The sequence below is a fragment of the Citricoccus sp. genome (assembly GCF_032154715.1).
Lineage (GTDB): Bacteria > Actinomycetota > Actinomycetes > Actinomycetales > Micrococcaceae > Citricoccus.
Map to the genome: position 1 here is coordinate 1 of NZ_JALDXU010000090.1, position 13596 is coordinate 13596.

Genomic DNA, 13596 nt, shown 5'->3' on the forward strand with positions numbered 1-13596 from the left:
GGGGGCCCCCTCGATCCGGGCGAAGGCCGCACGCTCAGCCATCCGGTTCATGATGATCACGGCGGCCAGCAGTCCGAACGGGATGGCGATGAGCAGCCAGGTGATCCAGTTGTTCAGCAGCAGGCCGACGACCAGGCCGACGACCAGGGCGCCGATGAAGGCGAGTGCCATCCACAGCACGACCTTGGGGTCGTGCGCGCGGGTCATGGAGAAGACCTCACGGAGCTGCTTGAAGACACCCGGCTTCTTCGTGGCCTTCTTGCGTGCCCTGGTCTCGGCCTTGTTCCCCTTGGCCCGGATCTTGTCCTGTTGGCGACGTTCCTTCTGGGCGGTCTTGACCGCCCTCAGGCTCTCGCGGGTCGACGGGGAGGAGGATGCTGCGGAATCAGTGCTCTTGGCCATAGTGGCCCCAGTCTACCGGCCAGCGAGCAGCGTCGCTGCCTCTTGGCGCGTCGAACCCGACTCCTCGATGTGGGACAGGTTCGAGGGCATCTCACGGCCCAGCTTGCGCATGGCCGTGGCGTACAGGCGGCCGGCGCGGTAGGAGGACCGAACCAGGGGGCCGGCCATGACTCCGGCGAAACCGATCTCCTCCGCGCGTTCGGACCAGTGCACGAATTCCTCGGGCTTGACCCACCGGTCGATCGGATGGTGCAGCTTCGAGGGCCGGACGTACTGGGTTACCGTGATGATGTTGCAGCCGGCCTCGTGCAGGTCCACGAGGGCCTGGTCGATCTCCTGGTCCTCCTCGCCCATCCCCAGGATCAGGTTGGACTTGGTGATGAGGCCATCGGCCTTGGCCATGGACAGTACGCGCAGGGACTTCTCGTAGGTGAACGCCGGACGGATGGCCTTGAAGATCCGCGGCACGGTCTCGAGGTTGTGGGCGAAGACCTCCGGACGGGCGTCGAAGACCACCTGGACGAGATCCGGGTCGGCCCCGAAGTCCGGGGGCAGAATCTCGATGCCGGTGTTCGGGTTCAGCTCGTGGACCTTGCGGATCGTCTCCGCGTACAGCCAGGCGGCGCCGTCCTTCTGGTCGTCGCGAGCCACCCCGGTCACGGTGGTGTAGCGCAGGTTCATCTCGCGGATGTTCTCGGCCACTCGGCGAGGTTCGTCGAGGTCCAGGGGTTCGGGCTTGCCGGTGGCGATGTCGCAGAACCCGCAGCGGCGGGTACAGGTGTCGCCGCCGATCAAGAACGTGGCCTCACGGTCCTCCCAGCATTCGAAGATGTTGGGGCAGCCGGCCTCCTCACACACGGTGTGCAGTCCGGAGGACTTCACCTTGTTCTTGAGGTCGATGTACTCGGGACCGATATCGACCTTGGCCTTGATCCAATCCGGTTTGCGTTCCACGGGGACCTCGGCGTTGCGTGCTTCCACGCGCAGGAGGCGGCGGCCGTCGGGGGATGCGCTCACTGAGGTGTTCCTTCCACAAGGGTTTTCGTCGTTGTGTTGCCGTCCGAGGTTCCGGCCGGCAGGTCCTGGGGCACGGGGGCGATGTGGCCCGGTGCCAGCGCGGCAAAGTGCTCCTGGACGGTTGCCAGCACGTCCGCCGGGGTGATGGTGCGGCCGGTCTCGGCCGAGATGGTGGTGGAACCCGCATCGGAGATGCCGCACGCGATGATGTGCTCGTAGGGCTCCAGGGAGTTGCTGCAGTTCAGTGCGAACCCGTGCATGGAGACGCCGTGGTTGACCCGGAGGCCCACGGCGGCGACCTTGCGGTCCGGCCGGGTCCGGCCGTCCCTGTCGGCACCGCCGAGGATCCACACGCCGGAACGGCCATCGACACGCTCACCCGTCAGGCCATAGTCGGCCAGGGTGCGGATGATGGCCTCCTCGAGGAACCAGACATAGCCCTTGACGGCGGCCGGGTCTGCCAGGCGCACCACCGGATAGCAGACCAGTTGTCCCGGGCCGTGCCAGGTCAGCTTGCCGCCGCGGTCCACGTTCACCACCGCTGAGCCGTCGTCCGGGAGATCCTGGGGCTCGGTGCGCTTACCGGCGGTGTAGACGGCGGTGTGCTCCAGGAACAGGACCGAACCACTCGAGGATCCTGCGACCACCGCGGCGTGAAGCTGCTGCTGCAGGTCCCACGCCGAGAGGTAGTCGACGGTGTCCGGGGAGAGTCCCAGGACGCGGAACGGAGGCATGGTCGTCACGGGCATGCCTCCACTCTAGCCCTGGCCCGGGTGGCTGTGGATAACGTCTGTAGAGGCGGCGGGGGACCGGCAGGATGGATGACGCAGGATGACGTGTGCCGACCGGAAGGAGATCCGATGGAGTCGACGACACCGTGGCCTCAGGTGCCGGGTTGGGAGGTCCGGCGAGAACTGGGGCGTGGAGGCAGCTCCACGGTCTGGCTGGTGGCCGACGAGCAGGGGTCTGAGGCGGCGCTGAAGATCCCGGACCACCGGGTCGAGGCGGCGGCCGAGCTGCTGGACCTCGAGCTGAAGGCCGTGGGCGAGCTGGGCCATGACCACGTGGTGCGTCCCTGGGGCGTGGTGGCCACGGACCATGGTCCGGGCCTGCTCAGTGAGTATCATCCCGGCGGTTCGCTGGGCGCCCTGGTACGGGCGGCCGGGCCCCTGCCCCTGGGCCAGGTCGTGACCGTGCTGGTGCCGGTCGCCCAGGCACTGCAGGCTCTCCACGAACACGGTGTGGTCCATGGTGACGTGTCACCGGGCAACATCCTCTTCACGGTCATGGGCCGGCCGGCCATCTCCGACCTGGGCTCATCCCGGCTCTTGGGTGGTCCCGGCCGCCGCCTGGGGACGCCGGGGTTCTCCGCCCCCGAAGTCGACGGGGATGGGTTTTCCGGGCGTCCGGGTAGAGGCCGCCCCGGGCTGAACCCCGCGGCCGACGTGTATTCACTGGCAGCCGTGGGGTGGTTCGCGCTCACCGGACGCGCGCCGGCGCCCACCTCCTCGCGGGCTCCTCTGCCCCTGATCGTTCCGGACATCCCCCTGGATGTGGTCGAGCTCCTCGAGGCCGGCCTGGAGGAGGACCCTGGTCGGCGCCCCACCGCCGAGCGGTTCGCGATGGCCTGCTACCGATGGACCACCCCGGTCCCTGTGGACCTCTACCCCGCGGCGGGCCAGGACGTGGCGATGGAGCTGCCCACCCGCCGCCGGGATCTCGGTACTGACGGCGGACGGCGCCGAGGGCGTGGGCGGCGCAGGCCGCGCGGACAGGGTGGGCGACGCGGGAGGCGGGGACGTCATGGCTGGGTGCTGGGCGGGGGAGTGGACGCCGCCCTCGTCGTGGCGGTGACGGCCGGCCTGTACCTGGCTGCCCCCGAGGCGACCCCCGGGCCGGGCACGTCGCCCGCCGCCACGACGCCTCCGGAGTCCAGTGCGGAGGCCGAGGCCGAGTCCCCGGAGCTCGAGGCGACGACCGGGCTTGACATCGAACACGTTTCCGATGCGGCGGAGGCCCTGGGGCGGGCCCGCACCGAGGCGCTGACCACCCTGGACCGCGGACACGTGGCGGTGTACAGCCTGCCGGATTCGCCCGCCTTCACAGAGGACGTCGGCCTGCAGGAGCAATTGGAGGCTCAGGGCCTGCGTTTCGAGGGCCTGCGCTTGGAGACCACTGTCGCCGGCCCGATCGAGCAGGCCGATGCCTCGACGGCCACCGTGCCGGTCGAACTGACCATCAGCCCTTTTCGCACGGTGACGGCCAGCGGGGACACCGTGGCGGAATCCCTCACGCCCTCCGTGGAGCGGTTCACCGTCCACCTGCATCGGACCACCGCAGGCTGGAGGGTGAGTGAGATCCTTCCCTGACCCGCCGAACGCCTGGTGGCTGAGGAGGTAGATCTGCAGAGACAGAGACGGGGGGGGGGGGGGGGGCCGGAGAACCGGTCGGCCGCCGTCAGCGGTGCGTGGCGTGGGTCAGGAGTAGTCCTGCCACAGCACGGCGATCAGGATGTTGATCAACCCGAGGCCGCCCGTGGCGTGGGCCAGCCCGGTCGGCACCGGTTCGCCCTTGTTCTCCTTGCGCCGGCCCAGCAGAGCCGTGATGAAGACCCCCAGGCCGACAGCCAGCTTGACGCCGATCTTGGCGTGGTTCACCCGGCCGTCACCCATCTCAGCCAGTCCGGCCAGCAGGAGTCCGGAGACGATCATGCCCCAGGAACCCCACCACTGCGACGTGGTGACGGTCGGGTTCTTGAAGTGAGCCAGCCACCCGCCGACGATCGCGGCGGCGGAGATGATGTGGATGGCGACGAACAGGGCGGTCACGACCTCCACGGGCTACAGCCCGAGTTCGTGGGCGAACTCGCCTGCCTCGAGACGGGCCTTGACGGTCTGCAGGAAGCGTCCGGCGTCGGCACCGTCCACCAGGCGGTGGTCGTACGTCAGGCTCAGGTACATCATGTGCCGGATGGAGATGGTGTCGTTGCCATCCAGATCGGTGATGACCATGGGGCGCTTGACGATGGTGCCCACGCCGAGGATCGCCACGTTGGGCTGGTTGATGATCGGGGTGTCGAACAGGGCCCCCACCGAGCCGAAATTGGTGATGGAGAAGGTTCCGCCGCTGAGCTCGTCCGGGGAGATCTTGTTGTTCCGGGTCCGATCGGCCAGATCGGCGATCTTGCCGGCGATCCCGGACAGGTTCAGTGAGCCGGTGTCCTTGATCACGGGGACGAACAGGCCCTTGTCCGTGTCCACGGCGATCGCGATGTCCTCGGAGTCGTGGTACGTGATCTCCGAGGTGTCCACGTTGAACTCGGCATTCAGCTTCGGGTGCTGCTTCAGCGCCTCGGCCGTGGCCTGGGTGATGAAAGGCAGGTAGGTGAGCTTCACGCCGTTCTTCTGCTGGAAACCGACCTTGGCCTTGCCACGCAGGGCGACGATGCGGGTCATGTCGATCTCGTGGACCTGCGTCAGCTGGGCCGAGACGTCCAAGGACTCCCGCATGCGCTTGGCAATGGTCTGGCGGATGCGCGGGGCCTTCTCGGAGGTGCCGCGCTTGGCCGGATCCACGGTGCTGGCGGCAGCGGGGGCCGGAGCCGAGGCTGCTGCGGCCGGGGTTGCCTGTGCGGCCGGGGCCGGTGCGGAGTCGGCCTGCTTGGCCTTGGCCGCTTCAGCGGCCACCAGGACGTCCTGCTTGCGGATGCGGCCGCCGACACCGGTGCCCACCACGGTGGACAGGTCCACATCGTTCTGCTGGGCCAGCCGGCGCACGAGCGGCGTGACATAGCCCTCACCCGGGGCCGAGGCCTGGGCGGAGGGGGCCGGGGTGGAGGCGGGAGCGGACGGTGCCGGCTTCTCCTGCTGGTCCTGCTTCTCCTCCGAGGCTGGAGCGGACTCGGACTGTTGCGGTGCCTGGTCCGCGGTCTTCTGCTCAGACGTGTCCTCGGACTTCTCCTCAGGCTGAGCCTCGGTCTTCTCGTCCGAGGTCTCGGTCTTCTCCTCTGCAGGTTCCGCGGGCTTGCCCTCGGCGGCAGAGCCGCCGCCGGAACCGGAGCCGACGAGGGCCAGGACGGCCCCGACCTCGACGGTCTCGTCTTCCTGGACCTTGATCTCCTGCAGCTTGCCGGCCACGGGGGAGGGGATCTCGGTGTCCACCTTGTCGGTGGAGACCTCCAGCAGGGGCTCGTCGACCTCGACGTCGTCGCCGATCTCCTTCAGCCAGCGGGTGACGGTGCCCTCGGTGACGGACTCGCCCAGGGCGGGCAGGGTGACCTCGGTCGATTCGCTCGAGCCCTGTTCCTCGGCGTCCTCGGCGGCGACCTGCTCGGAGGACAGTTCCTGTCCCTCGGTGCTGCTGTCCCCGGCCTCATCGTTGGCCGCGGCCTCGGCGGGTTCCTCGGCGGGTGCCTTTGCGTCGGCCTCAGCGGGTTCCTCGGCATCAGCGTCAGCGGCAGCCGGGGCGTCGTCGGACGAGCCGCCGCCGGAGCCGGAGCCGATGCGGGCCAGCGGGGCGTCGACCTCCACGGTCTCGTCTTCCTGGACCAGGATCTCCTCGAGAATGCCGGCCACGGGGGACGGGATCTCGGTGTCCACCTTGTCGGTGGAGACTCCCACCAAGGGTTCGTCGCCGGCGACCTCGGCGCCGACCTCCTTCAGCCAGCGGGTGACGGTGCCTTCGGTGACGGATTCACCAAGGGCCGGCAGGTTCACGGTTTCAGACATGTCGTCCCGTTTCTCCTCAAGTGCGTGCCGGCTGCCCGCCGGCGTGACGATGGTTGGTGGCCGGCCCCGTGACGGGACCGGCCGATTGCTGTTCTCTGGTGCTGTCAGCCGTGCAGCGGGTGACCGTTCAGGGCCATCGCGGCTTCGCCGAGGGACTCGTTCTGGGTCGGGTGCGCGTGGACGAAGGCGGCCACGTCCTCCGGGTACGCCTCCCAGTTGACGATCAGCTGGGATTCACCGATCTGCTCGCTGATGCGCTTGCCGATGCCGTGGACACCGACGATCGGCCCGTTCTTCTGGCGGACCATCTTGATGATGCCCCCGGTGCCGAGGATGGAGGACTTGCCGTTGCCGGCCAGGTTGTAGGTGGTGGTCTCCACGTTCGACTCGCCGAACTTCTCCTTGGCCTTGGACTCGGAGTAGCCCACGGACATGATCTCCGGTTCGGTGAAGGTCACCTTGGGGATGTTCACGTCCTCGACGATGATCGGGTTGTTGCCGGCGATCTCCTCGGCCACGAAGTGACCCTGCTGGTAACCGCGGTGCGCCAACTGGACACCGGGGACGATGTCACCGATGGCGTAGATGTTGCCGACCCCGGTGTGCAGGCGCTCATTGGTGATGACGAAGCCCCGGTCCAGGGGGATGCCCTGTTCCTCGTAGCCCAGGCCCTGCGTGACCGGGCCACGGCCCACGGCGACGAGGCAGACCTCGGCGGTGAACTCCTTGCCATCGGCCAGGGTGACCTTGACGCCGTCGCCGGTCTCCTCGACCTTCTCGAAGAAGGTGCCGAGGTTGGACTTGATGCCCTTCTTCTTGAACTCGCGCTCCAGGATCTTGATGATCTCCGGATCCTCGTTCGGGACGAGGTGTTCCAGGCCCTCGATGATGGTGACATCCACGCCGAACGAGTTCCAGGCGGAGGCGAACTCGGACCCGATGACGCCGCCGCCGAGGATGATGGCGGACTTCGGGGTGTAGTCGAGCTCCAGGGCCTCGGTGGAGGTCATGATCTTGCCGCCGATGGGCAGGCCGAAGGTCTTGGCCTCGGAGCCGGATGCCAGGATGATGTTCTTCCCGGTGTAGCGGGACCCCCCGACCTCGATCTGGTTCTGGGAGACGAGCTTGCCCTCACCTTCGATGACCTGCACCTTGCGCATCTTCAGCAGACCGGTGAGGCCCTTGTACTTTCCGGCGACGATGCCGTCCTTGTAGGACTTCACCCCGGCCATGTCGATGGACTCGAGGGTCGTGTGGACGCCGTACTTGGCGGAGTTGCGGGCGTCATCCGCCAGCTCGGCGGCATGCAGGTACGCCTTCGTCGGGATGCAGCCCCAGTGCAGGCAGGTGCCGCCGAGTTTGGCCTTCTCGATCAGCCCCACGGTCATCCCGTACTGGACGGACCGCAGTGCGGCGGCGTAGCCGGCGGAGCCACCGCCGAGGATGAGTACGTCGAATTCCTGGGCGGTTGCCTCTTCGGCCACGATGGTGCTCCTCACAATCAGGTGCCAGGGTCTCCGGCACCCTTCGGGGTTGGGGTGATGATCCCGTCGGGATCGTCGCTGTGATGCCTCGGTTTTACCTTAGCCGCACGGGACCACTGCCTTCTACTTCCCGCGCGGCAGACCCGCACGCCGTTCGAGGTAGGACACCAAAGTCCGGACCATGACGCCGGTGGCGTCCTTGGGTGTGTATCCGTAAGCGCCGGAATCGTTGAAGGACGGGCCGGCGATGTCCAGGTGGGCCCAGGGCGTGGGCCCGGCCTGGGCAGCCTCGGGGGCGCGGCCGGCGTCGACGAACTCGCGCAGGAAGGCCGCGGCCGTCATCATGCCGCCGAAGCGGTCGCCCACATTGGACAGGTCCGCCACCGTGGAGTCCAGTGAGGCTCGCTGGTCCTCCGGGATCGGCATGGCCCAGGCGGTCTCCCCGCTGGCGTCGGCGGCGGCCACGAGCTCGGTACGCAGGCCCTCCGTGCCCATCACCCCGGTGGTCCGGTTGCCGAGGGCGATCATCTGTGCGCCGGTGAGGGTCGCGATGTCGATCACCGCGTCCGGCGTCTCATCGGTCGCGGCCACCAGCCCGTCGGCCATCACCAGGCGGCCCTCGGCGTCGGTGTTCATGACCTCGACGGTCTTGCCGCCATACATCGTGATGACGTCGGAGGGGCGCTGGGCGGTGGCGGAGGGCATGTTCTCGGCCATGCACAGCCAACCGGTGACCTTGACGGGCAGCTCGAGTTCGGCCGCGGCCGCGACCACGGACGCCACGGTCGCCGCGCCGGCCATGTCCGACTTCATCGTGGTCATCGACGTCGGCGGCTTCAGGGACAGGCCGCCGGAATCAAAGGTGATGCCCTTGCCGACGAAGGCGATGTGCGGCGCGTTCCGGCCGGCCGCCGCCGGCGAGTACTCGAGTTTGACCAGCCGCGGGGGCCGCATGGATCCCTTGCCCACGTTGAGGATGCCGCCGAATCCGTCCTTCTCCAGCTTCTTCTCGTCCCACACCGTGACCTTGACCGGCAGCGGCCGCATGGCCTCGGTCACCTCCTCGGCGAAGGACGCCGGGAACAGGTGGGACGGGGGCGTGTTGACCAGGTCGCGGGTCGCACGGACCGCGCGGGCCACGACGGCGGCGCGCTGCAGCACCGGCCCGGTCACCTTGGGCTTCAGGGACGTCACGACGGAGGCGCGCTCCACCGGGTTCTTCGCCTTCGCCCGGGCCTCGACCGAACGGAAGGCGGTGAACGAGTATGCGGCCAGGGCGGCACCCTCGGCGACCGCTCCCAGCAACTCAGGGGTCTCGGCCGGCAGGCCCAGGGCCACGGAGGGGGTGCCCGAGAGCTGGCGGACGGCGGCCCCGGAGGCTCGGCGCACGGCCTCGGTGGACACTCCCGCACCGGGCTCGCCGGTGATCCGGCCGACGCCGGTCAGCACCAGCAGGGGGAAGGGCAGGGGGTCCAACCCCGGGATCCGCACGACCTCGTCGGCGGCGCCCGTGACGCCGAGCACCTCGAGCGAGTCCGCCAGGGCGCGCGCGCCGGCGTCGGGAAGAGGGTTCGGCAACAGCACCGGCCCGTCCTCAGTGGAGCAGACGCCGACGACCAAGGCCGAGGCGGCATTCTTGCTGTTGGGTGACAGCTTGGGTCCGATGGCGGTCAGGACAGGGCTGAAATCGTTGATCACGTGGGTGGTTCCCCTCGATGGCGATGAGCATGGGCAGTGGTTCCGGGTCTGCCTCGATCCTAGCCACGGAATACGCGCAGGCCACAGTACGTTGGTATCACCAACAGGGGTCGGAGCCGCTGGCCGGCCCGGCCCCGATGCACTGCCCCTCACCCGAGGCACCGGAAGGACGCACCATGCAGGATCCCACCACGCTGTTTTCGCTCGAGCCGGCCGGCCGCGACCTGTTGGCCGGTGGCTTCGACGGTGCCACAGCGCTGCGCGGCCTGGGCATGCTGGCCGTCTTCGGCGGCCACATGGACGCCGGTCACCTCTCCGAACAGGTGCGGGACACCGTCTTCGACTCGTTGGACCACAAACTGCTGGCCAGCTTCGACGCGGACCAGCTGGTCGACTACCGCTCCCGCCGACCACAGATCACCTTTGACGGGGAGCGCTTCCGCGACTACCAGACCCCTCGACTGCAACTGCACCTGGTCTCGGACGCCCTGGGGCGGCCCTTCCTGCTGCTCTCCGGACCTGAACCGGACTACCAGTGGGAGCGTTTCGTCTCCTCGGTGCTGTTCCTGGTGGAGAAGCTGGACGTCAAGCTCGTCGCCCTGATCGACGCCGTGCCGATGCCCGTGCCACACACCCGGCCTCTCGGCGTGACGGCCCACGGAAACCGTGACGAACTGGTGGCGGGCCTGTCCACGTGGAGCCCCCAGGCACGCATGGTGTCCGGTGTCGGCCAGCTGCTGGAGCTGCGGCTGGACGAGCACCACCGCGGAACCACCGGCTACACCCTCCACGTCCCGCACTACCTCAACGATGCCGCCTACCCGCAGGCCGCCGTCGCCGCACTGGAGTACGTGGGGGCCGCCCTGGGCCTCATGCTCCCCACCGAGGAGTTGCGCGAACGGGGCCGCGAGGTGGACCGCGAGCTCGACCGTCAGACCGGCTCCTCCCGTGAGGTGAGCGCCATGGTGGAGGGCCTGGAGAAGAACTTCGACCAGAACTCGCCGGGGGCCGGCCGCTCCCTGCTGGTGGGTCCGGACGAGCAGGTCCCGGACGCCGAGGAGCTGGGCGCGGCCGTTGAGGAATACCTACAGAGCCAGCCGCGCCATGCGCTGGACGCCGGTGGGGGCGAGCGGCCCGAGGACGGAGGCGCTGAGGCGGACCCCGATGGCTCCGAGGATTCCGCCGCCCCAGCCGACCCCGAGGACGGCCCGGCGGAGGGGCCGGACAGCCGCCCCCGGGACTAGACCGCTACTCCACACCCGGCCGAGACCGCCCACAGCCCCACAACCGGGGGTGTGGGCGGTTCCGTGTCCGGGAGGGAGGCGGAAGCGTGGAGGCCATGCACACAGATCTCCCCGACGACCGCGTCCGTCCCGGCCTGCCCGCCTCGATCCCCGCTCCGGTCCAGGCCGCCGGCGTGGCCGATCTGGTCAGCTACATCCAGCACACCCTGGGTTTTCCGCCACGCCACAGTCTGGCGGCCATCAGCATGACGGGCCGGAACCTCGGCGCCGTCCTGCGGTGTGACTGGAACCCCGGCACGGTGAGGACCTGGGCGGACCACACGGCCTACGCCCGCCAGTTCGCCGGCCATCTGGCCCGGGACCAGCGCGCGAACGGATGCGTGGCCGTGCTGTTCCGTGATGATGACGGCCGGCAGCCAGAGGAGGATCCGACCAGCGGGTCGGATCGCCTGCTGGCAGCAGCGCTGGAACGCGAACTCAGTGAGGCCGGTCTGCCGCTGATGGAACTCTGGTTGGTGGCCAGGGGCCGCCTATGGCACGTGGACTGTCCCGAGCCCGGATCGTGCTCCGGCCACGGCTCACCGGTGTCCTGGGTCGAGACCAGCGTCGTCAACGCCTCGCTGATCGTGGAGGGGTCCGTGGTGGAGGAGGAGCCGGTCGGCAGTGGGTTGCCGGCCGCCGCGGAGGACTTCTCCGTGGAGCTCACCTGGGCACTGCGGAACGTCGTGGAGATCGGCTGCGAGGTCGGCGCCGAGGACGAGGCCGAGGAGCACGAGGAGCTGGTCTACTGGCTCGAGGCCTGGGAACGGGTCCTGGCGGGCGAAGGGCTTCCGGAGCAGCCGACCGAGAGGGCCATCCTCATGGCCGGACTGCTCCTGGTCGAACGGCGGGACTGCCTGCTCGCCGCAGCGAGCTTCACCCTGGAGCGCGCCCTGTCCGGTGCGGCCTGGATCGGCACCCTGCCCGTGGAGGCGTCGTTGGCCTTCGATGCCGAGCCCCGCGAGGTCAACGGGGTGCTCTACTCCTCCGTCATCCTCGCCGCCAGCCGCCGCTCGCCGGATTGGGAGCGTGTCGCCCACCTCAAGAACGCCTGCACAGGGCTGCTGCCGGAGGCCGCCGGCCCGGTGGCGTCGGCTCTGCGGTGCCTGGCAGCCTGGGTCGAATGGGCGCGGGGCCGTGGTTCTGCCGCCGGCAGGATCCTGCACGAGTGCCGGCACGAAGACCCGGACTACCCGCTGGGACAGCTGCTGGGGGAGATCGTGGACCGGGGGATGCTGTCCGGTTGGGCCGCCCGGCGTGAGACCGCCTGGTCGGCCACGGCCCGCAGGACGGGCTGATACCTCCATGCGCGCGGCCGGCCTGGACCTCTGGGCGGCGCGCGGGAGCCCCTGATGCGCCAACCCGGTGTGGGCCGTGGCATAATCGGCGGGGCCGACCCCGGCTCACGTTGACATCCCTCCGCCCGCTCGATCCCCGGACAACACCCCGGGGTACGGGAAAATCCGAGCGGACGGGAACAAAAGTGCCAGGGGGGTCGTTGACCACATGAAGACCCTGCGTCCGCGGGTCCGGAAGAACGGGATCGTCATCCCGGAGCCTCCGGGTGCAGTTCCAGCGGATTTGACAGGGTCATAGTGGTGTTGACCGTTAGGGGCCCTCCGGGATGCCCGTACGAAAGGTATTGAGTGACTACTTCTTCCAAGAAGACCGAGACGCAGGGCAGCACGGCCGTCGAGGACGCCGTTGCGGAGGACCAGGGGGCGGCCAAGGCCACCGCTCGGACGTCCGCCCCGAAGTCGAGTGCCACGAAGACCACGGCGACCAAGGCCGCCGCGAAGTCCGGGCGGGCCAAGGCTACGGCTGCGAAGCCCTCCGAGGAGGCCGTGGACGCCACCGACTCCGACGCAGAGACCGATGAGGCCACGGAGACGCCGGCGGCCTCGGCCGAAGCCGAGGAGACGAGGACCCGCGGTGGATTCGTCGTGTCCGATGCGGAGGACGACGCCCCCGTCCAGCAGGTGGTGTCCGCCGGTGCCACGGCCGACCCGGTCAAGGACTACCTCAAGCAGATCGGCAAGGTCGCGCTGCTCAACGCGGAACAGGAAGTCGATCTGGCCCTGCGTATCGAGGCCGGCCTGTACGCCGAGCACAAGATGAAGGACGAGCCCCCCACGGAGGCCCGGCTGCGGCGGGACATGGAACTGGTCATCGCCGACGGTCGCCGTGCGAAGAACCACCTGCTGGAGGCCAACCTGCGCCTGGTCGTCTCCCTGGCGAAGCGTTACACCGGGCGCGGCATGCTGTTCCTGGACCTCATCCAGGAGGGTAACCTCGGCCTGATCCGTGCCGTGGAGAAGTTCGACTACACCAAGGGCTTCAAGTTCTCCACCTACGCCACGTGGTGGATCCGCCAGGCCATTACCCGCGCCATGGCGGACCAGGCCCGCACCATCCGCATCCCGGTCCACATGGTCGAGGTCATCAACAAGCTCGCCCGCGTGCAGCGTCAGATGCTCCAGGACCTGGGCCGGGAGCCCACCCCGGAGGAACTGGCCAAGGAACTGGACATGACCCCGGAGAAGGTCGTCGAGGTCCAGAAGTACGGCCGCGAGCCCATCTCCCTGCACACCCCCCTGGGTGAGGACGGCGATTCCGAGTTCGGCGACCTGATCGAGGACTCCGAGGCCGTGGTGCCCGCCGACGCCGTGAGCTTCACGCTCCTGCAGGAGCAGCTGCACTCGGTCCTGGACACCCTCGCCGAGCGCGAAGCGGGTGTGGTGGCCATGCGCTACGGCCTGACGGACGGCCAGCCGAAGACGCTGGACGAGATCGGCAAGGTCTACGGGGTCACCCGCGAGCGCATCCGCCAGATAGAGTCCAAGACCATGTCGAAGCTGCGCCACCCCTCGCGCTCCCAGGTCCTGCGCGACTACCTGGACTGAGCCCGATCATCCCGAGCCGGCCGCGCTCTGCACTGTCAGGTGAGGAGCCCCGGCCGGCGGGATGTCCACCGCAGCACGAAGG

The 13596-nt window shown here is 68.9% G+C and carries 11 protein-coding genes; 4 read left to right on the forward strand and 7 right to left on the reverse strand.

What is annotated here, in order from left to right:
* The 3 genes from RUH65_RS12820 to lipB all read right to left on the reverse strand — a co-directional run.
* Positions 1–402: DUF4191 family protein (locus tag RUH65_RS12820; protein ID WP_313817916.1), on the reverse strand; the 402-nt coding region annotated here is incomplete at its 3' end.
* A gap of 12 nt (positions 403–414) precedes the next feature.
* Positions 415–1419, reverse strand: coding sequence for a lipoyl synthase (gene lipA, locus RUH65_RS12825; RefSeq protein WP_313817918.1), 1005 nt, complete (start codon positions 1417–1419; stop codon positions 415–417).
* Positions 1416–2168: a lipoyl(octanoyl) transferase LipB gene (gene lipB / locus RUH65_RS12830; protein ID WP_313817920.1), complete on the reverse strand. Its 753-nt coding sequence runs from the start codon at positions 2166–2168 to the stop codon at positions 1416–1418. The genes lipA and lipB overlap by 4 nt, the downstream gene beginning before the upstream one ends.
* A 111-nt stretch (positions 2169–2279) precedes the next feature.
* Here lipB and RUH65_RS12835 point away from each other — a divergent pair, with 111 nt between their 5' ends.
* Positions 2280–3788: a serine/threonine-protein kinase gene (locus tag RUH65_RS12835; protein WP_313817922.1), complete on the forward strand. Its 1509-nt coding sequence runs from the start codon at positions 2280–2282 to the stop codon at positions 3786–3788.
* Between the two features lie 108 nt (positions 3789–3896).
* Here RUH65_RS12835 and RUH65_RS12840 read toward each other — a convergent pair whose 3' ends face one another.
* From RUH65_RS12840 to RUH65_RS12855, 4 genes are all read right to left on the reverse strand, one after another.
* A complete protein-coding gene (locus RUH65_RS12840) occupies positions 3897–4247 on the reverse strand; it encodes a hypothetical protein (RefSeq protein ID WP_396180231.1) in 351 nt (116 codons plus the stop codon).
* Positions 4248–4259: 12 nt separating this feature from the next.
* Positions 4260–6146 carry a 2-oxoglutarate dehydrogenase, E2 component, dihydrolipoamide succinyltransferase gene (gene sucB, locus RUH65_RS12845; protein ID WP_313817926.1) on the reverse strand — a complete coding sequence of 629 codons (1887 nt, stop codon included), beginning with the start codon at positions 6144–6146 and terminating at the stop codon, positions 4260–4262.
* 104 nt (positions 6147–6250) lie between these two features.
* On the reverse strand, positions 6251–7630 hold the full coding sequence (gene lpdA / locus RUH65_RS12850; protein ID WP_313817928.1) for a dihydrolipoyl dehydrogenase: 1380 nt from the start codon (positions 7628–7630) through the stop codon (positions 6251–6253).
* Between the two features lie 123 nt (positions 7631–7753).
* Positions 7754–9328 (reverse strand): leucyl aminopeptidase, encoded by a 1575-nt coding sequence (locus RUH65_RS12855; RefSeq protein WP_396180233.1) that lies wholly within the window; start codon positions 9326–9328, stop codon positions 7754–7756.
* A 176-nt stretch (positions 9329–9504) separates the two neighbouring features.
* On the opposite strand from RUH65_RS12855, the gene RUH65_RS12860 reads away from it, so the two are divergent.
* The 3 genes from RUH65_RS12860 (at position 9505) to RUH65_RS12870 (ending at position 13514) form a co-directional block, all read left to right on the forward strand.
* Positions 9505–10572, forward strand: coding sequence for a PAC2 family protein (locus RUH65_RS12860; RefSeq protein ID WP_313817930.1), 1068 nt, complete (start codon positions 9505–9507; stop codon positions 10570–10572).
* A gap of 95 nt (positions 10573–10667) precedes the next feature.
* Positions 10668–11909 (forward strand): DUF4192 family protein, encoded by a 1242-nt coding sequence (locus tag RUH65_RS12865; RefSeq protein WP_313817932.1) that lies wholly within the window; start codon positions 10668–10670, stop codon positions 11907–11909.
* Positions 11910–12257: 348 nt separating this feature from the next.
* Positions 12258–13514 (forward strand): RNA polymerase sigma factor, encoded by a 1257-nt coding sequence (locus RUH65_RS12870; RefSeq protein ID WP_313817935.1) that lies wholly within the window; start codon positions 12258–12260, stop codon positions 13512–13514.
* Positions 13515–13596 lie beyond the last annotated feature (82 nt).